This window comes from Lysobacter sp. 05T417, from assembly GCF_056396405.1.
On sequence record NZ_JBFTLK010000008.1, the window covers coordinates 280692 to 299101 of the forward strand.

At 66.4% G+C, this 18410-nt stretch carries 19 protein-coding genes and 1 pseudogene; 4 read left to right on the forward strand and 16 right to left on the reverse strand.

What is annotated here, in order from left to right; all coding sequences use genetic code 11:
• Positions 1 to 15: 15 nt before the first annotated feature.
• From AC1DER_RS16060 to AC1DER_RS16130, 15 genes are all read right to left on the reverse strand, one after another.
• Positions 16 to 669 carry an HvfX family Cu-binding RiPP maturation protein gene (locus tag AC1DER_RS16060; protein WP_477244813.1) on the reverse strand — a complete coding sequence of 218 codons (654 nt, stop codon included), beginning with the start codon at positions 667 to 669 and terminating at the stop codon, positions 16 to 18.
• Positions 670 to 726: 57 nt separating this feature from the next.
• Positions 727 to 1533: an HvfC family RiPP maturation protein gene (locus AC1DER_RS16065; RefSeq protein WP_477244811.1), complete on the reverse strand. Its 807-nt coding sequence runs from the start codon at positions 1531 to 1533 to the stop codon at positions 727 to 729.
• Positions 1526 to 2404, reverse strand: a complete 879-nt coding sequence (locus AC1DER_RS16070) for an HvfB family MNIO-type RiPP peptide maturase (RefSeq protein WP_477244809.1) — start codon at positions 2402 to 2404, stop codon at positions 1526 to 1528. Before AC1DER_RS16070 ends, AC1DER_RS16065 begins: the two co-directional genes overlap by 8 nt.
• A 3-nt stretch (positions 2405 to 2407) precedes the next feature.
• Positions 2408 to 2794, reverse strand: a complete 387-nt coding sequence (locus AC1DER_RS16075) for an HvfA family oxazolone/thioamide-modified RiPP metallophore (protein ID WP_441815904.1) — start codon at positions 2792 to 2794, stop codon at positions 2408 to 2410.
• A gap of 94 nt (positions 2795 to 2888) precedes the next feature.
• Complete coding sequence (locus AC1DER_RS16080; protein ID WP_441815905.1) at positions 2889 to 3404, reverse strand: RNA polymerase sigma factor; 516 nt, start codon at positions 3402 to 3404, stop codon at positions 2889 to 2891.
• Positions 3405 to 3710: 306 nt separating this feature from the next.
• On the reverse strand, positions 3711 to 4421 hold the full coding sequence (gene phoU / locus AC1DER_RS16085) for a phosphate signaling complex protein PhoU (RefSeq protein WP_441815906.1): 711 nt from the start codon (positions 4419 to 4421) through the stop codon (positions 3711 to 3713).
• A 19-nt stretch (positions 4422 to 4440) separates the two neighbouring features.
• Positions 4441 to 5250: a phosphate ABC transporter ATP-binding protein PstB gene (gene pstB, locus AC1DER_RS16090; protein WP_477244805.1), complete on the reverse strand. Its 810-nt coding sequence runs from the start codon at positions 5248 to 5250 to the stop codon at positions 4441 to 4443.
• 34 nt (positions 5251 to 5284) lie between these two features.
• Positions 5285 to 6181, reverse strand: coding sequence for a phosphate ABC transporter permease PstA (gene pstA / locus AC1DER_RS16095; RefSeq protein WP_441815908.1), 897 nt, complete (start codon positions 6179 to 6181; stop codon positions 5285 to 5287).
• Positions 6181 to 7149: a phosphate ABC transporter permease subunit PstC gene (pstC, locus tag AC1DER_RS16100; RefSeq protein WP_477244803.1), complete on the reverse strand. Its 969-nt coding sequence runs from the start codon at positions 7147 to 7149 to the stop codon at positions 6181 to 6183. The genes pstA and pstC overlap by 1 nt, the downstream gene beginning before the upstream one ends.
• A gap of 4 nt (positions 7150 to 7153) precedes the next feature.
• Positions 7154 to 8236, reverse strand: a complete 1083-nt coding sequence (pstS, locus tag AC1DER_RS16105; RefSeq protein ID WP_477244801.1) for a phosphate ABC transporter substrate-binding protein PstS — start codon at positions 8234 to 8236, stop codon at positions 7154 to 7156.
• A 448-nt stretch (positions 8237 to 8684) separates the two neighbouring features.
• The gene (gene pstS / locus AC1DER_RS16110) at positions 8685 to 9704 is read right to left on the reverse strand and encodes a phosphate ABC transporter substrate-binding protein PstS (RefSeq protein WP_477244799.1); all 1020 of its coding nucleotides are present in this window, start codon (positions 9702 to 9704) and stop codon (positions 8685 to 8687) included.
• A 222-nt stretch (positions 9705 to 9926) separates the two neighbouring features.
• A complete protein-coding gene (locus AC1DER_RS16115; protein ID WP_441815912.1) occupies positions 9927 to 11210 on the reverse strand; it encodes an OprO/OprP family phosphate-selective porin in 1284 nt (427 codons plus the stop codon).
• A gap of 156 nt (positions 11211 to 11366) precedes the next feature.
• The gene (gene nth, locus AC1DER_RS16120) at positions 11367 to 12083 is read right to left on the reverse strand and encodes an endonuclease III (RefSeq protein ID WP_477244796.1); all 717 of its coding nucleotides are present in this window, start codon (positions 12081 to 12083) and stop codon (positions 11367 to 11369) included.
• An 8-nt stretch (positions 12084 to 12091) separates the two neighbouring features.
• Positions 12092 to 12487 (reverse strand): hypothetical protein, encoded by a 396-nt coding sequence (locus AC1DER_RS16125; protein WP_477358156.1) that lies wholly within the window; start codon positions 12485 to 12487, stop codon positions 12092 to 12094.
• A gap of 26 nt (positions 12488 to 12513) precedes the next feature.
• On the reverse strand, positions 12514 to 13296 hold the full coding sequence (locus tag AC1DER_RS16130) for an enoyl-CoA hydratase/isomerase family protein (RefSeq protein WP_477244792.1): 783 nt from the start codon (positions 13294 to 13296) through the stop codon (positions 12514 to 12516).
• 234 nt (positions 13297 to 13530) lie between these two features.
• On the opposite strand from AC1DER_RS16130, the gene AC1DER_RS16135 reads away from it, so the two are divergent.
• From AC1DER_RS16135 to AC1DER_RS16150, 4 genes and pseudogenes are all read left to right on the forward strand, one after another.
• A complete protein-coding gene (locus AC1DER_RS16135) occupies positions 13531 to 14217 on the forward strand; it encodes an FKBP-type peptidyl-prolyl cis-trans isomerase N-terminal domain-containing protein (protein WP_441815916.1) in 687 nt (228 codons plus the stop codon).
• Positions 14218 to 14364: 147 nt separating this feature from the next.
• Positions 14365 to 15182 (forward strand): annotated as a pseudogene (locus tag AC1DER_RS16140) (NUDIX hydrolase).
• Positions 15179 to 16090, forward strand: a complete 912-nt coding sequence (locus AC1DER_RS16145) for a sulfurtransferase (RefSeq protein ID WP_477244789.1) — start codon at positions 15179 to 15181, stop codon at positions 16088 to 16090. The pseudogene AC1DER_RS16140 and the gene AC1DER_RS16145 overlap by 4 nt, the downstream one beginning before the upstream one ends.
• Positions 16091 to 16242: 152 nt before the next feature.
• On the forward strand, positions 16243 to 17586 hold the full coding sequence (locus AC1DER_RS16150) for a substrate-binding domain-containing protein (RefSeq protein WP_477244787.1): 1344 nt from the start codon (positions 16243 to 16245) through the stop codon (positions 17584 to 17586).
• A gap of 52 nt (positions 17587 to 17638) precedes the next feature.
• On the opposite strand, the gene AC1DER_RS16155 is transcribed toward AC1DER_RS16150, so the two are convergent.
• Positions 17639 to 18406 (reverse strand): enoyl-CoA hydratase/isomerase family protein, encoded by a 768-nt coding sequence (locus AC1DER_RS16155; RefSeq protein WP_441816321.1) that lies wholly within the window; start codon positions 18404 to 18406, stop codon positions 17639 to 17641.
• Between the last annotated feature and the right edge of the window lie 4 nt (positions 18407 to 18410).

Sequence of the window (18410 nt, forward strand, 5' to 3'; positions counted from 1 at the left end):
GATCAGCCATGCAGGTCAGTGTCCGCAGCGCCTGGCGGCCAGCGGAAGCAGCAACAGGCCTGCGGCGGAGATCAGCAGCCCCGGCATCGGCAACAACATCGCCACCACCGGGCCGCTCACCAGCAGGACCAGGCCCCAACCCAGGGCATCGCCCTGCGGCCGCGGCGGCGACTGGGAAGCCAGGCGCGCAATCAGCGCATCGACGCTGAGGCGGCCGGCGCCGTTGAAGATCAGTGGCACCAGCATCACCAGGAAGATCAGCGGCAGTTTGTAATTGCCGGCGCCGTCGTCGCTGATCGCATAGCCTTGGGCCAGCTGCGCCAGGCCCATCCAGTCCGTCGGCCAATGCACCGCGGCGGTCGCCACGACCGTGAGCACGAACAGCGACGCGGCGAAGAAGCGGGTGCCCAGGCCGAGCAGCAGCGCGATGCCGCCCACCAGCTCGAACCAGGTCGCCATCGACCAGCTCAGCTGCGCCGGAACGCGATCGAACGGGAACGGGAACGCCTCCATGATCTGGCCGAACCAGTTCTCGCCGCGGAATTTCTCGCGACCGGCTTCGAAGAACTCCCAGGCCAGGACCAGGCGCAGGCCCAGCGGGGCCAACCAGGCGCCGATTCCTTCGAGGCGGTCGCGGAATGCGGTCAGGCCGCGGTTGCTGTCGGACATCGTGGTGCTCCTGTTGGACGGCGCCGCTTGGCGCCAAGTCCATACAAGAGGCATCGATCAGGCAAAAGGATTCGCGCGTCGAACGCCGGGCACGACACCGTTGCTGCGCAGCTGCTCCAGCAGTGCCGAACCCTGTTCGACGAAGGCTTCGACATCGCCGTGACCCGCCTCGGCTGCCAACGCCTGCAACTGCTCGCGTCCACTGAGCTGCGGCGATTCACCGAGGCGCTGCACCAGGCGGAAGGCCAACGGACTCAGTTCGGAGAAGCGCACCACGCCATCGGCTTGGCGACGCAGCAGCAGCAAGGTGGGTGTCGGCGGCGGCTGTTCGGGCTGGAAGTCCGGACCGATGCGGTGGACCGGCCAGGCGTAGGCCAACGGCCACGCCAGCGGCGAGAGGACGGGCACGGCGTCGAGGAGGTCGCCTGCGACGTCGATGTCGATGTCCGCGTGGAGGTCGGCTTCGGCAAGCTGCAGCGACAGTTCCACCCACTCGTAATGCGCCAGCTCCAGAAGGAAGGCAGGATCGTCGTGGGCATGCTGGTCATGAGCACGCTCGTCGTCGGCGCGGACTTCCAGATAACGCAGGAACTCGCGCGCGATTTCAGGAAACAGCGGCGTATGGCAGCGGTAGTCGCGGAAGAAATCGCGCACCAGCGCTTTCCAGCGGCGCTCGCCAAGCAACTCGCTGATGACTGGGAAGTTGCCCGACAGCAGGCCTTCGATGTTGTTGAACAGCAGGTCGCGATAGATCGCCAGGCGGCGCTCCTCGAACCCTTCCGGCGCCGGACTGGACTGCGGGTCGCGCAGGTGCCGGGTCAGCGCGAACTGCTGCGCGCGCAGGCGATCGGGAGCCTCAAGCATGGGCGCGCCTGGCGTGGTTCGGCGACGCGTCGTCGATCAGCTTGCGGATCGTCGCCAGCTCGCCGACCAGCTCGGCGTACGGCGGAAAATTGAAGTCGCGTTCGAGCAGGGTCGGGCGCAGGCCGTGGATGCGATAGGCCTCGCCGAGCAGCGCCCAGACGGCGTCCTTGACCGGAGCGCCATGGGTGTCGACCTTGAGGTCGTCGGCTTCGTCGTAGTGGCCGGCGACGTGGATGTAGGCGATCCGCTCGCTGGGCAGTGCCGCGAGGAATGCGCTGGCGTCGTAGCGATGATTGATCGCATTGACGAAGATGTTGTTGACGTCGAGCAGGAGGTCGCAGTCGGCCTCACCGAGCACGGCGTTGATGAAGTCGATCTCGCTCAACGCCGGCTGGCCGCGGTTGGCCGGAGCGGGGGCGTAGTACGAGACGTTTTCGACCGCGATGCGACGGCCGACGATGTCCTGGGTCCGGCGGATGCGCGCGGCGACGTGGTGAACGGCTTCTTCGGTGAACGGAATGGGCAGCAGGTCATACAGCTGGCCGTCGTCGCTGCAGTAGCTCAGGTGCTCGCTGTAGAGCGGGACGCGGTGCAGTTCGAGGAAGCGGCGCACGCGTTGCAGGAAGGTCTCGTCCAGCGGCGCCACGCCGCCGAGCGAAAGGGTCAGGCCGTGGCAAACCAGGGGATGGCGCGAACTGAGCGCCTGCAGCGCTTCGCCGAACCTGCCGCCGACGCCGATCCAGTTCTCCGGCGCGCATTCGAGGAAATCGAAATCGCCGCTTTCGGCGGTCTGCAGCGGGCCCAGGAGGGCCCGCCGCAAGCCGAGGCCGACGGCACCAGGATCAAGCTGGCGGTTGCCGTCCGGTGTCATGGCTCAGGCCATGCCACCGCACTTGCCTTCGCCGCACTTGCCTTCACCGGCCTTCTTCTTGTCGGCGCCGCACTTGCCTTCGGTCGCCTTGGCCTCGTCGGCGCTGATGAAGCCGTCCTTGTTGGTGTCGTGCGCGGCGAACTTGCTGGTATCGCCCTTGTGGGCGGCGCCGAACTCGGCCTTGGAAACCTTGCCGTCCTTGTCGGTGTCCATCTTGGCAACGCCGCAGCTGCCTTCGGCGGCCTTGGCGTCTGCTGCAGCGGCCTGGCCGGCGCCGAGCATGTAGCCCGAGGCCAGGTCGCTCATCGCGAATGCCGAGCCCGACAGGGCCAGGCCGCCGACGATGGCGCCAAGGGTAAGGGCGATGGGTTTGTTGGATTGCTTGGACATTCGATTTCTCCTGCGGGTGGTGGCGGGGGATCCGCCTTTGGATGAGCTGTATCGTTTCCGATGCACATAAGAGCCACCGGCCGTGCAAAAGGATTCACCGACTGAGGTATTCGCGTGCAAGTGCTCGTGCTCTATGCAGTCGCGATTTGACTGCTTCGCGTGTTAGCGCAAGGTGGTCGGCGATCTCGGCGATGGTCAGGCCCTCAAGGTCGCGCAGCAATACCACTTCCCGATAATGGCCCGGTAGCGATTCCAGTGCAGCGGCAACGTCGTGGCGCCACTCGGCCGGTTCAGGCGTCACCACCGGCAGGATGTCCTCGGTGATGGCGTCGCCGGTCAGCCAGCGCCGGCCACGCTTGAGGCGGTTGCACTCGCGCTTGACGATGCGGAACACCCAGGACGTGAAGCATTCGAGCGTCCGCAGGTCGCAGAGCTTGCGCGAAACCGTTATCAGGCTTTCCTGGACGGCGTCCTCGACGTCATTGACGACGCAGTGGACCTCGGCATAGCGGCGCAGGTTCTGGCGCGAATGGCACAGCACTCGCTCGAGTGCGAGCGAGTCGCCCATGCGCGCTGCTTCCAGGTCGCCGTTGGCCATGAGTTGCTTCATGCCGCGTATGTCCTCTTACCGAGCTTGGCGCACGGCGCTTGCCGACGCATAAGCCATGAGTTGGGGGAGGCGCGGGAAGATTCGGCGCGGAGGGCTTGTCCGCGCTCGCATTTACATTTCGTTCAGTTCCAGGCCCCGTTGCGGGGCTGGAGGGACCGGCTTGTCTGTTACCCGGCGCCGGGTATGCAGATCATCGTAAGCGGTCGGCTGCCCCGCGGCTTTTCACTGCACGCCAAGGGGCTGACTCTGTCGGGCCGGCGTCATTGCCGGCCAGGTGTCACGCGTTTGCGGTACGAGGCGTCCCGCTCAGACCGCGCCGGTCGTGCTGCTGTCGTCGCGCTTCTCGCGCGGCGGCAACAGTTCCTCGCCCCTGACCAGGAACCAGACGTTCTCGGCGATGTTGGTGGCGTGGTCGCCGATGCGCTCGATGTTCTTGGCCATGAACAGCAGATGCGTGCAGGCGGTGATGCTGCGTGCGTCTTCCATCATGTAGGTCAGCAGCTCGCGGAACAGGGCGGTGTAGGCGATGTCGATCTCGGCGTCGCGGGCGCGCACGCGCTGGGCCAGCTCGATGTTGTTGTCGCGATACGCGGCCAGGACGTCGCGCAGCTGCTGCACGGCCAGGGTGCCGATCGCGTGCAGGCCGCTCACATGCGGCAGGGGCGGCGACAGGTTCAGTGCGGTGGAGCGCTTGGCGACGTTGGCGGCGTAGTCGCCGATGCGTTCGATGTCTGCCGCGATGCGGATCGCCGACAGGATCTCGCGCAGATCGCGCGCCATCGGGCCGCGCAGCGCCAGCTTCATCACGTCGTGGCTGATCTCCAGCTCCATTGCGTCGATCGCCTCGTCGTTGGCGATGATGCGCTCGGCGGCCTTGTCGTCGCGACGCTGTACGACATCGAGGGCGGCCTCGAGCTGGGAGGCGGCCATCTCGCCCATGCGGAGGGTCTCGTTGAGCAGGCGGCGCTGCTCTTCGTCGTAGCTCTTGACGATGTGGTCGTGCATTTGGGTACTCATGTGGTTGTCCTGAAAAGCATCAGCCGAAACGACCGGTGATGTAGTCTTCGGTCTGCTGCTTGCCCGGGTTGGAGAAGATCGTCTCGGTGTTGCCGTGCTCGATCAGGTCGCCCAGGTACATGAAGGCGGTGAAGTCGGACACGCGCGCGGCCTGCTGCATGTTGTGGGTCACGATCGCGATCGTGTAGTCCTTCTTCAGTTCCTCGACCAGCTGCTCGATGCGGCTGGTGGAGATCGGGTCCAGCGCCGAGGTCGGCTCATCGAGCAGCAGCACGTCCGGACGCAGGGCCACGGCTCGTGCGATGCACAGGCGCTGCTGCTGGCCGCCTGACAGGCCCAGCGCGCTCTGGCCGAGCTTGTCCTTGACCTCGTCCCACAGCGCGCCCTGGCGCAGGGCGTGCTCGACACGGTCGTTCATGTCGGCCTTCGACAGCTTCTCGTGGTGACGGATGCCGTAGGCGACGTTCTCGAAGATGGTCATCGGGAACGGCACCGGCTTCTGGAACACCATGCCGACCTTGCTGCGCAACCGGTTCATCGGGTAGCGCGGGTCGAGGATGTTGTCGCCGTCGAGCAGCACCTCGCCTCTGGCCTCCAGCTTGGGGTAGAGCGCGTAGATGCGATTGAAGATGCGCAGCAGGGTCGACTTGCCGCAACCGGAGGGCCCGATCAGCGCCGTGACGCGCTTCTCCGGGATCTCCAGGTGGATGTCCTTGAGCGCATGGAACTTGTCGTAATAGAAGTTCAGTCCACGCGCGGCGAGCTTCACCGGCGCCGCGGCGGCGCTGGCGCGCTCGGGCGTGGCGACGGTAAGGCGGGAGTCGTTCATGGCCGGAGTCCGGGCGATTCGGGAGGGCGTGAGGTCAGTCATGGCTGATCTTGTTTCGAAGCACGATGGCGCGGGCCACCAGGCTGATTAGGAGGACGAACACCGTGAGGACCAGCGCGCCGGCCCACGCCAGCACCTGCCACGATTCGTAGGGACTGCCGGCGAACTGGTTCATCACCACCGGCACACTGGCCATCGGCTGGAGGATGTTGGTGCTCCAGTACTGGTTGCCGAACGCAGTGAACAGCAGCGGCGCGGTCTCACCGGAGATGCGCGCCAGTGCCAGCAGCACGCCGGTGACGATGCCGGCCGAGGCGCTGCGATACAGCACCTGCACGATCACCTTCCACTGCGGAACGCCCAGCGACAGCGCCGCTTCGCGCATCTGCGCCGGTACCAGCCGCAGCATCTCGTCGGTGGTTCGCACCACCACCGGCAACACGATGAAGGCCAGCGAGATCGCGCCGGCCAGCGCCGAGAAGTTGCCGCCGGACTGCATCACCACCAGGGTGTAGACGAACAGGCCCAGCACGATCGACGGCGCCGACAGCAGGATGTCGTTTACGAAGCGGACCACGGTGCCGATCTTGCGGGCATTGCCGTATTCGGCCAGCCACGTGCCGGCCGCGATACCCAGCGGCGTGCCGATCAGGATCGCGATCGCGCACATCACCGCGCTGCCGAAGAAGGCGTTCATCAGGCCGCCTTCCTGCATCGGCGGCGGCGTGCTCTGGGTGAACAGCGCCAGGTTGACGCCGCCGATGCCCTTGGAGACCAGGGTCCACAGGATCCAGCCCAGGAAGAACAGGCCGAACGCCGCGGCCGCACAGGCCAGCACGATCGACACGACGTTGACGATGCGGCGCTTTCGATAAAGTCCGTCGGACACGCGGTAATCGGTGGCCTTGAGTTCCTTGGCGGTCGTGGCCATCAGTTGCCCTCCTTGCGCGAAAGCTGCATCAGCATCAGGCGGGCGATGGCCAGCACGACGAAGGTGACGATGAACAGCACGAAGCCGAGCAGGAGCAGCGCGGAGCGATAGGTTTCAGTGGCCTCGCCGAAGTCGTTGGCGATCAGCGCGGCGATGGTCGTGCCCGGTTCGAGCAGCGAGGTCGAGAAGTTGACGCTGTTGCCGATCACGAAGGCCACGGCCATCGTCTCGCCCAGTGCGCGGCCCAGGCCGAGGAAGACGCCGCCGATCACCGCCGAGCGGGTGTAGGGCAGGACGATGTCCCAGCTCACTTCCCACTTGGTCGAGCCCAATGCGTAGGCCGATTCCTTCAGGCGTGTCGGCACGGTCAGGAACACTTCGCGCATCACCGAGGAGATGAACGGGATCACCATGATCGCCAGTACGATGCCGGCGGTGAGCATGCCGATGCCCAGCGGCGGCCCCTGGAAGAACTGTCCGATCACCGGCCACGTGCCGAGGTGGTCGTTGAGCCAGGGCGTCACGTATTCGGTCATCACCGGGACCAGCACGAACAGGCCCCACATGCCGTAGATGATCGACGGGATGCCGGCGAGCAGCTCGATGGCGGTGCCGATCGGGCCACGCGCCCAGCGCGGCGCGACTTCGGTCAGGAAGAAGGCGATGCCGAAGCTGACCGGAACCGCGATCAGCATGGCGACAAGGGCGGTGACGATGGTGCCGTAGATCGGAACCAGTGCGCCGTACTTGTTCTCGACCGGATTCCATTCGGAGGTGATGAAGAAATCCAGCCCCGACGCGGCCAGCACGTGGCGGCCGCCCCAGAGCATCGACAGCGCGGCGCCTGCCAGGGCGATCAGCACGAAGACCACGGTGCCGGTCAGGATGTAGCGGAACAGCTTGTCGTTGCGCGCGTCTTTGTGATCGCGCGAACCGGGCACTGCCGCGGGAATGGTGGTGGCGTTCATCAGGTCACTTGAATTCTGCTGCCCAGTAGGCTTCGACCTGTTGCACCAGCGCCGGCGGCAGCGGCACGTAGTCCAGCGACTTCGCATGGGTCTGGCCGTTCTCGAAGGCCCACTTGAAGAAGGCGAGCGTGTCGGCGCTGCGCTTGGCGTCCTTGGGCTGCTTGTACATCAGGATGAAATTGGTCGCCGTGATCGGCCAGGCCTGGGCGCCGGAGGCGTTGGTGATGACCAGGTTGAAGTCCTTGGCGTTGGCCCAGTCGGCGCCTTCGGCGGCGGCCTGGAAGCTTTCGGCATTGGGCTGCACCCAGTTGCCGGCAGCGTTCTGCAGTGAGGTGTAGGTCATCCTGTTCTGCGCCGCGTAGGCCAGCTCGACATAGCCGACCGAACCCTTGATCTGCTGCACGTACGAGGCCACGCCTTCGTTGCCCTTGCCACCGACGCCACCGGGCCACTTGACCGTGGTGCCTTCGCCAATCCCGCTCTTCCAGGTCGGGCTGACCTTGGACAGGTAATTGGTGAAGTTGAAGGTGGTGCCCGAACCGTCGGAGCGATGGACGATGTTGATCTTGGTGGAGGGCAGGCTGACGCCCGGGTTGACCGCGGCGACCGCCGGGTCGTTCCACGTGGTGACCTTGCCCTGGAAGATGTCGGCCAGCAGCGCGCCGGTCAGGCGCAGCTTGCCCGGCTCGATGCCGTCCAGGTTGACGACCGGCACCACGCCGCCGATGGCGGAGGGGAACTGGCCAAGACCGGCCGCGGCGAGGTCCTCGGTGCTGAGCGGCTTGTCGGAGGAACCGAAATCAACCGTGCCGGCCTTGATCTGCGCGATGCCGCCGCCGGAACCGATCGACTGGTAGTTGACCTTGGCGCCGGTGGCCTTGTTGTAGTCGTCCGACCACTTGGAAATCAGCGGATAAATGAACGTCGCACCGGCGCCGGTGATCTGCACGGCAACCTTGTCGCCGGCGGCGGCCGGAGCAGCGGCGCTGCCGGCAGGCGCCTGTGCTTCGCCGGACGGCTTGCAGGCGGTCGCGGCCAGGGCAATGGCAAAGGCGAGGGCAGCAATGCGGGCCTTCGTCGTGTTCATGCGCAACTCCGTATGGGGACGGGATATGAATTGGGAATCCAAGGCTCTCGCCCCGGGCTGCGCCATTTGATGATCTTTTTGTTACACCCCGATGACATCGAACCGTCACATATCTGTAGTGAAGGCCGAAAAGGGCTTTGCAGAAGGCCAAGAGCCACAGAGGGTGCTCGAGCGAGACGCAGCCGCAGCCATAACGACTCCGAGCGCTGTCCCCAGGGCCGGGGGATGGCGGAGCAGCGGGCCATGGATGGCCCGCGTCCCGCATAAAGACAGGATGTCGTCTGCGGGACGTAGCGATCCCCCGGCCCTGGAGACAGCGCCGTTCCGGAGCAAGCGCTGCTGCTGTAAACACAGCCCAGCCGAGTAACCGCCCGGTCCAGCGCCGGAGCACCCCAAACAAAAAAGCGGGCCCGAAGGCCCGCTTTCAGGTGTTACCCGAGCCGATGGCTCAGTAGTTCATGTTCGCCGTCCAGTACTTCTCGATCTGCTGGACCAGGGCGTCCGGCAGCGGCACGTAGTCGAGCGCCTTGGCCTGGGTGTCGCCGTTGGCGTAGACCCAGCGGAAGAATTCCTTGGCGTTCTTGGCGCCGGCGGCATTCTTGGGCTGCTTGTACATCAGGATGAAGTTGGTGGCGGTGATCGGCCAGGAATTCGCGCCCGGGGCATTGGTCATGACCAGGTAGAAGTCCTTGGCGTTGGCCCAGTCGGCGCTGGCGGCGGCGGCCTGGAAGCTCTCGTCCGACGGCAGCACGAAGTTGCCGGCGGCATTCTTCATGCGCGTGTAGGCCATCTTGTTCTGCAGCGCGTAGGACAGCTCGACGTAGCCGATGCCGCCGACGATCTGCTTGACGTAGGCGGCCACGCCCTCGTTGCCCTTGCCGCCGATGCCGACCGGCCACTTGACCGCGGTGCCTTCACCCACGCCGCTCTTCCACTCCGGGCTGACCTTGGACAGGAAGTTGACGAAGTTGAAAGTGGTGCCCGAACCGTCCGAACGGTGGACAACGGTGATCTTCTTGGCCGGCAGCTGCACGCCACCGTTGAGGGCGACGATCGCCGGGTCGTTCCACATCTTGACCTTGCCCAGGAAGATGTTGGCGAGGGTGTCGCCATCAAGCTTCAGCGCGCCCGAAGCGACGCCCGGCACGTTGACCACCGGCACCACGCCGCCGATCACCGACGGGAACTGCGCCAGGCCGTTCTGGGCCAGTTCTTCGGGCTTGAGCGGGGCGTCGGACGAACCGAAGTCGACCGTCGCGGCCTTGATCTGGGCGATGCCGCCGCCGGAACCGATCGACTGGTAGTTGACCTTTTTGCCCACTGCCTTGTTGTAGTCGGCCGACCACTTCGACATCACGGGATACACGAACGACGCGCCGGCGCCGGTAACGTCGGCGGCCTGTGCGTTGGCTACGAACGCCGTGGCCAGCGCGAGCGCGGCGAGGCGGAACTGGATGGATTTCAACACGAGGTGGTCTCCTGGAGTGACGACGGACGGGCCTGACCCGTACGCGGCGCATTTGATAACGGTTCGATGACAGTGCCGGGACGGCCATGTGACAACCGCATGACATGTGAAACATCCGCCCCCCGAGGCTAAAAAAATGGGCACGGCTGAGCCGCGCCCGAGGGGGAGGAAAGAGAGAATCGGAACGTCGGGGGCCCGACAAGGCCGGGCCCCCGCGGAGGCTTACCAGTACAGCTGGACGCGGGCTTCGATGATGTTCGGGTTGTCGTCGACCTTGCCGTTGACCAGGACGTTGTTGTTGGCCGGGTTGTCGGCGTACGGAGCGGCCGGGGTGCGCACGAAGTAGCGCGAGCTGTCGACCATCACGTAGTTCAGCATGAACTTGAAGTTCGAGCGCCAGTACCAGTTGACGCCGACGGTCCAGGTGTCCATCTGGCCGCCGAGGACGCCGTCGACCACCGAAGCTGCGGTCGGGGTGGCGCCCGGGATGGCGGTGCCGTCATCCAGGTCGATGGTGTCGTAGCGCACGGCGGCCTGCCACATGCCGGTGCCGGGTTCGTCGGGCAGCGGGGTGGTCGGCACGCCGTCCTTGTAGCCCCAGGTCTCGCCGGTGATGTTCCACAGGCCGCTGACGTACCAGCTGCTGCTGTCGAAGTCGTGCGACTGGCGCACGTTGCCGTTGTTGTAGCGCGAGACCGTCGACTGCATGTACTCGCCCTGCGCCTTGAACGGACCGGTCACCCACATGCCCTCAAGACCAACGGTCTGCTGACGGTCGGCGTTGGTCATGTTGCCGGTATCGACGATGCGCTGGCCGGCCAGGTCGGCGTCCGGACGGGCGCGGATGCGGGCGGTGTCGGTGAAGGTGTCGTAATCAACGTACGACAGACCGAAGTGCAGGATGTTGCCTTTCTCGTTGATCGGCGCCCAGTTGCCGCGGAAGCCGAAGCCCGGGCCGTGCGGCGTCGGAGCCGGATGCTCGGTCAGCTCGCGGGTGAAGTAGCTGCCGGTGATGCCCCAGTCGTTGGTGCCGTAGTGGTAGGCGGCGCCGAGGCGACGGGCGATACCGTAGGTATTGGTCACAACCGACTTGGAGATGAAGTCGTTGTTCTTGGTCGACGACAGCTCTTCCAGGCTGTTGGGCTGCTTGAACTGGCCCAGCTGGAAGTAGTTGTTGGCGTCGCCGCCGAGCTTGTACTTGGCGTTGACGTCGAGCCACTTGTCGGCCTTGGCGTCGTAGCCCAGGACCCAGTCGATGTTGCCCGGGCCCTTGCCCTTCAGCACCAGCTCGGCGCGACGCATTTCGTTGTCGCTGCTCTTGCCGTCCGGGGCGTCGCCGTTGAGGTTGGCGAAGTCGTTGTCGAAGTGGTTGAAATCGGCCTGGACCAGGCCTTCGAACGAGATTTCGGAACCGCCGATGACGTCGAAAGCGATTTCGGCGTGGGCCGCCGGGGCGGCGAGGACAGCGAGCAGCGCGACGGAAAGGGTGCTGCGGGACAGTTTCATGGACGTAGCCCTTGGGGCGTTGGAAGACGCTGCGCAGGCTAGGGTGTGAAAGTTGCGTAAATATGACAGCCCTGACTTATTTCTCCAGGATGACGCTGGCGTGACCGCCGCCAGCCGGCAAAAGCCGCGCCTGACCGGGCTATAGAGAACTTACGGCTATTCCGACAGACGGTCGGGTTCGCCGGCTGTCTTTTCCTTGAAACGGCACAGATCGCGCAGGACGCAGTGCGGGCAATCAGGCTTGCGCGCCTTGCAGACATAGCGGCCGTGCAGGATCAGCCAGTGATGGGCGTCGTGAAGGTATTGCGTCGGGATCACCTTGAGCAAGCCGTCCTCGACCGCCCGCACGGTCTTGCCGGGGGCCAGGCCAGTGCGGTTGGCGACCCGGAAGATGTGGGTGTCCACCGCCATGGTCGGTTCGCCGAAGGCGGTGTTCATGACCACGTTGGCGGTCTTGCGGCCGACGCCCGGCAGCTCCTCCAGGGCGGCGCGGTCGCCGGGCACCTGGCCACCGTGGCGTTCGAGCAGCTGGTGCGCCATCGCCACCACGTTGGCGGCCTTGGTGTTGAACAGGCCGATGGTCGCGATGTAGGGCTTGAGTCCCTCCACGCCCAGGGCGGCGATGGCCTGGGGTGTGTTGGCCACAGGGAACAGTTTGCGCGTGGCCTTGTTGACCCCGACGTCGGTTGCCTGCGCCGACAGCGTCACCGCCACCAGCAATTCGTAGGGCGTGCTGAATTCCAGTTCGGTGGTGGGTTTGGGATTGAGCGCCTTCAGGCGCGCGAACATCGTTTCGATCTCCGCGGCACTCAGGCGGCTGGCTCGGCGGGAACGTTTCGTTGCTGGCTTCTTCTTGGCGCTGGCCACTGGCATGGGTCGAGTCACGGCTTGTGGCGCGCGGCGGCCTTGGCGCGTGCGCGCGCCAGTGCGGCGGCGGCGGCCGAGGGCAGGGCGGGTGCGGCAGTCGCGCTGATTGCCGCGTTCGGGTTTGTGGCGCCAGCAGGCGTGGGCAGTGCAGTGCGTTGCTCTGCACGCTCGCGGGCCCGGCGCTCCAGACGCGCATTGCGAGTGAGGTGACGCGCGCGCGCCGCCAATGCCTGCAGTCGCTCGTTGCGCGCGGCGTGCAGGCGCGATTGGCAGTCAACGCTGCACATTGCGCACGCGATGGGTCGCGCGTCGATCAGGCCGAGCGTGATCGCCCGATCGATGTCGTCATCGGCGAGTGCCGTGGCAATGGCATGCGCGGCAGCACCGCCGTCATCGCGGCAACCACACACGCATGCAGGACTGCTCGCCGCCGCCATCACTGGCCGCTGAAGCTTGGCTTGCGGCGCTCCAGGAAAGCGGCCGTGCCTTCGCGCATGTCGGCTGTGGAGAACATCAGGCCGAACTGTGCGGTCTCGTATTCGAGGCCTTCCTCGATGCCGCACTCGCCACCGACATTGACGCAGTCGAGCACACCGCGCAGCGCCAGCGGAGCGGAAGCGGCCAACTGCTCGGCAAGCTTCATGGTCTCGGCTTCAAGCTCGGCAGCGGCAACGACGCGATTGACGATGCCCAGTTCGCGCGCGCGGGCGGCATCGATCGGCGCGCCAGCCAGGCACAGCTCCAGGGTCGCGGCGCGTCCGGCCAGCCGCAGCAGGCGCTGGGTGCCGCCAAAGCCCGGAATCAGGCCGAGGTTGATCTCCGGCTGGCCGACCTTGGCCGAGTCGGCAGCGATGCGCAGATGGCAGGCCATGGCCAGCTCGAGGCCGCCACCGAGGGCGAAGCCGTTGATCATGCCGACCACCGGCTTGGGCATCTTCTCGATCCGGCGCATCAGTTTTTGCCCGCGCAGGGAGAAGTCGCGCCCCTGGACCGGGGTCAGGGCGTTCATCTGGGAGATGTCCGCCCCGGCCACGAAGGCCTTGGCGCCGGCGCCCGTCAGGACAATGCAGCGGACCTCGAGGGCGGCCTCGGCGGCCTCGAAGGCGGCCAGGAGGGCATCGAGCGTCTGCGCATTGAGCGCGTTCAGCTTGTCGGGGCGGTTGACGGTGATCAGGCGCACGGCACCGCGATCGGCAATCAGGACGGGCGTTTCGGACATGATGGTGGGGTTCGCTCGGCGGGTTTGGGGTGGGCCTGAGGGCGCCGCGCACGGGCATTGAACTCCCGGCCGGGAGCGCTGTCAGAGCAGGGCGGCCTCAGTGGCGATTAAGCCTTGACGCCGTTATCCTAGCGCGTCCATCCGGGCCGATTCGACCGGTGCGGCCTGACTAGACTGGTATTACCCAACGGTGCGGCCAACCCGCCCCTCGATCCATCACGGAGATTCCACCGAATGAAGTTGCGTTTGATTGCTGCCGCCGTTGCGGCCCTGGCACTGACCGCCGGCAACGCCGTCGCGCAGGACACTTCGACCGAGAAAGGCAAGCTCAGCTACGCCCTCGGCTATGACCTCGGTCGCAACGCCGTGGAAAGTGGCGAGCAGGTCGATGTGAACACCATCATCAAGGGTCTGCAGGACGGCTACGGCAAGAAGCAGCCGACCGTTCCGGTCGACCAGCTGCGCACCGCCGTGCAGAACATGCAGCAGCGCCAGCAGGCCAAGGCCAAGGCCGAGTGGGACAAGGCCGCTGCGACCAACAAGACCAAGAGCGATGCGTTCATCACCGCCAACAAGTCCAAGGCTGGCGTGAAGGTGCTTCCGAGCGGCGTGCAGTACCGCGTGATCGAGACGGGCTCGGGCGCCAAGCCGACCCAGGCCAACACGGTGCAGCTGGAAGTCGCAGGCCCCTACGCCTGGGGCGAGCGTCCGCAGCAGCCGCGTCCGGCCCAGCAGATCCCGGCGATCAAGGTCAGCGAGATCGAAATGGCGGCAATGCGCGAAGCGCTGTTGCAGATGCCGGCCGGTTCGAAGTGGGAAGTCACCCTGCCGCCGGAGAAGGCGTACGGCGCCGACCCGCGTACCCCGTTCCCGCCGAACGTCGCCGTCCAGTTCGAAGTCAAGCTGGTCAGCGTCAAGTGACGCTCCGGCCCGTTCGCGCATAGCGCGAACAACCTTGAGAGCATTACGCATTGAGCCGGCCCTCGCCGGCTCAATGTCTTTATGAGGGGCGCAGATCGGCAACGCGCCGGTTGAATCCCTTGCACTCCCGCCTTAGGTTGTCGGTTGATGAACACTCTTTTTCGCGCCGTGCTCAGTCCCTGCATCGGCGTGTGCTCGCTCGACGATGACGGCCTGTGCAGCGGCTGCCACCGCACCAGCGCCGAAATCGCGCGCTGGCCGCAGATGAACGACGACGAGCGTCTGCGCCTGATGGAAACCACCTTGCCGCAACGGGAGCTGCAACGAGGGTGAAGCCACTGCCAGCCGGCCCGGAACTGCCCGATTGCCCCGGCCTGATGGTCGCGTTGCATCCGTTGGCGTCGCCGCCGCAAGGACCGGGCTGGAATCTCGCGGAACTGCACGATCTGGTCCCCGATGGCGCCGCGTCGGTGGCCGCGGCAGTTCTGGTTGGACTGATTCCGCGCAGCGGCGGGACGCAGGTGTTGCTCACTCGCCGCACCGACGCGCTGCGTCAGCATGCCGGGCAGGTCAGCTTCCCGGGAGGGCGCGTCGAAGTCGACGACGTCGATGCCGTCGCCACCGCCCTGCGCGAGACGTGCGAGGAGATCGGCCTGGTCCCGGCGCAGATTACGCCGCTGGGGTTTCTCGATCCGCTCGCGACCATCACCGGCTACCGCGTGCAGCCGGTCGTGGCACTGGTCGCTCACGACTACGTTGCCCACCCTGACGCGAACGAAGTCGCCGATGTGTTCGAGGTGCCGCTGTCGTTCCTGCTCGACCCGGCCAACCTCGCCACGCATACCCTGGACTTCCGCGGACGTCCGCGCGAAGTGCTCGAATACCGCTATCCCGCGCAACGCATCTGGGGCGCGACGGCGTCGATGCTGTTGAACCTGCGGCAACGCCTGGAGGCCATCGCATGAACACAACGAAGCCGGACACGAAATCGGAAACGAAGTCGGAAACGAAGTCCTGGGTAACGTTGATCCCGGCCGCCGAACTGGCCGCGGCACTGGGTCGCGACGATCTTGTCGTGGTTGATGCACGCTCGAAGCTGGGCGATGCCGCCACCGCCGAAGCGGCCTATCGGCAGGCTCATATTCCCGGTGCCCGTTACGCCCATCTGGAACGCGACCTGTCGGCGCCCGAGGGCACCGAGGCAGCCCTGCAGATCGACGCCGGCCGCCACCCGTGGCCGCAGATCGACGACTTCCTGGCGGTGCTCGGCCGATGGGGCATCACGCCGCAGACCCAGGTCGTGGTTTACGACGCCGGTGATGGCGCGCTGGCTGCGGCCCGGCTGTGGTTCCTCCTGCGCGTGCTCGGCCATGAGCGCGTGGCCGTGCTCGACGGTGGCTGGGAGCACTGGCAATCGCTGGGCCTGCCGGTGGACTCGCAGGTGCCCGCAGCCGCGCCGGGTCACTACAAGGCGTCGTTCGACGCGAGCCGCCTGCTCGATGCTGCGCAGGTTCAAGCGCACCTCGACGCGGGCGGGCTGCTGTTCGACGCACGGGCACACGAACGCTTCCGCGGCGACGTCGAACCGATCGACCGCGTCGCCGGCCATGTCCCCGGCGCGCGTAACCGGCCCTACGCATTGAGCATGCGCGACGGTCGTTTCCGGCCGGCGGCGGAGCTGGCGGTCGAACTGTCGACGCTGCTCGGTGGTCGTTCCGCGCGGGAGGCCGTAGTCATGTGCGGCTCGGGCGTCACCGCCTGCCATCTGCTGCTGGCAATGGAACACGCCGGCCTGGAAGGTGGGCGGTTGTTCAAGGGCTCGTGGAGCGGCTGGATCGGCGACCCGTCGCGCCCGATCGCAAATGGCGACTGATCGCAACGGGGGTGACTGATCGCGCCGCGGCTTTGCGTCAACCGCTCGCTGGGCCGGGCAAGGCGACTTCTGTAACAACAAATCGCACGCGGTAACAAGAACGTCATCGAACGTCCCGATGCTTGCGGGTTTTCGCAGGGGGGACGTGCGCGATGTCACGTATTGCACGGTTTGTGTGGGGTTTGCTGCTGCTTGGCACATGCGCGATGGCGCAGGCGCAGGGGGATGCCGAGCGCGTCCGCATCCATGGTTCGCAAACACTCGGAGCGCGCCTGGTGCCGACGGTGGCCGAGGCCTGGCTGCGCGACATCGGTTACCAGGACATCCGCCGCGTGCAAGCGGCGCCATCGACCACCGAGATCCACGCCACCCGCGACGGCCAGCCGCTGATCGTCGAGATCGCCGGCAGCAACACGGCGCAGGGCTACTCCGACCTGGTCAACGGCGAAGCGCAGATCGCATTGATGACGCGGCGACCGACCGCCGCCGAGCTCGATGAAGGCTGGCAGCTGGGCGATCTGTCCTCGCGCGATCAGGAATTCGTACTGGCGCTCGATGGCGTGGCCGTGGTCGTCAATCGCGACAATCCCGTCACGCGCCTGGACTTCGCGCAGCTGCGTCGCCTGCTGTCGGGACAAGTGCGCGACTGGCGCGAGCTGGGTGGGCGTCCGGGGCCGGTGCGGTTGCAGATGGTGGCGGGAGCGAACTCGGCCCGCGACCTGGTCGATACGCGCGTGATGGCCGGCAACGCTTACGGCATCAGCCGAGACCACGCCGACGGTCCGTCGCTGCTTCGTGCCGTTGCGGCCGACCCGCAGGCGGTGGGCTTCATCACGCTGCGCCAGCACTGGGGCGCGGGCGTTCGACCGCTGGCGATCGCCGAGGGCGGCCGTGCGGTGGCGCCTACCCGTCTGAACGTGCAGAGCGAGGACTATCCGCTGACGCGTCGCCTCTACATGTATGGCAGCCAGATGATGGGTGCATTGAGCCGCAGCTTCGCGCTCTATGCGATGGGGCAGCGCGGCCAGGATGCGGTCGCGGCAGCGGGCCACCTGGGCGTGACCATGCGTCCGGGTTACAAGCCGCCGTCGCTGTTCGGGCCGACGGAATACAAGGCGCTGATCGGCAACGCGATCCGGCTGCCGCTGAGCCTGCGCTTCAATTTCACCGGCAACAACGAGAGCGGCGTGGCCAGCAGCGTCTATGACAGTCGCTCGGTGCGCGACATCGAACGCCTGGCTGCATTCATGAAATTGCCGGTGAACCAGGGGCGGCAGTTGCTGGTGGTGGGCTTCGCCGACGTGGGCACCAGCACCTCGGTGGCAGCCACGATGATGATGAGCAACGACCGCGCCGACCTGGTCGCGCACGAGTTGATGGCGCTGGGCCTGCCGGTGCTGCATGCGCGCGGAATGGGCGCGCAGGTGCCGCTGAAGGCGCCTGCGGACTCGAACGCGCGCTTCCGCAACGAGCGCGTCGAGATCTGGCTGTTGTAGTGCCCGCCAGTGAAGGTGGCGCGGATGTGCGCCACCTTCCTGCCTGGCGCGGTTATTTCTGCAGTCGCGCCATCAATGCCCGCAGGGCGCTCTGCGTGGCCGGATCGCCCCAGGCATCGACGAAGCGCGAAAGCTGGATGTTCTCGGGCTGCAGCGCGGCCACCACGTCGGCGCGGGCGATGGCGCGCGTCTGCAGCATCACCGGCTGCGGCAACGCCAGGAGCGACGCCAGCCATTCGCGCGCACGCGAAACGACATCCTCCGCATCGACCAGTTCGTCGACAAGCCCGATGCGCTCGGCGCGTTCGGCCGGAACCATCTCGCCGGCAACGACCAGGCGTTCGGCGCGGTAGACGCCGACCACGCGCTGCATCAGGCGCAGGATGCCGACCGGCACCACCAGTCCGACCTGGGTTTCGTTGAGTCCGATCCGGAATGGTTTGGCCGTATCCTCGCTGCGCGCCATCACGCGGTAGTCGCAGCACAGCGCCAGCACGCAGCCGCCGGCAGGCGCGTGGCCGCCGATCGCCGCCACCACCGGCACAGGACATTGGGCCAGGGCCAGGGCTGCGGCGAAGAACGACTGCCAGGCCGCCATCACGGCATCGCGATCGTCGCCGAGCGACAGCAGGTACGGCACGTCGAGTCCGGCCGAGAACACCTTGGTGTTGCCACTGAGGATCAGGCCCTGCGCGCCCTGGTCGACCGCCGTGCGAATCGCGGCGACCAGCTCGTCGCACAACTGCGGGTTGAGCGCGTTGACCGGCGCGCGCGCCAGCTGCAATTCGACGATACCGTCGGCGGCGTGGGTCTGGATCATGGTG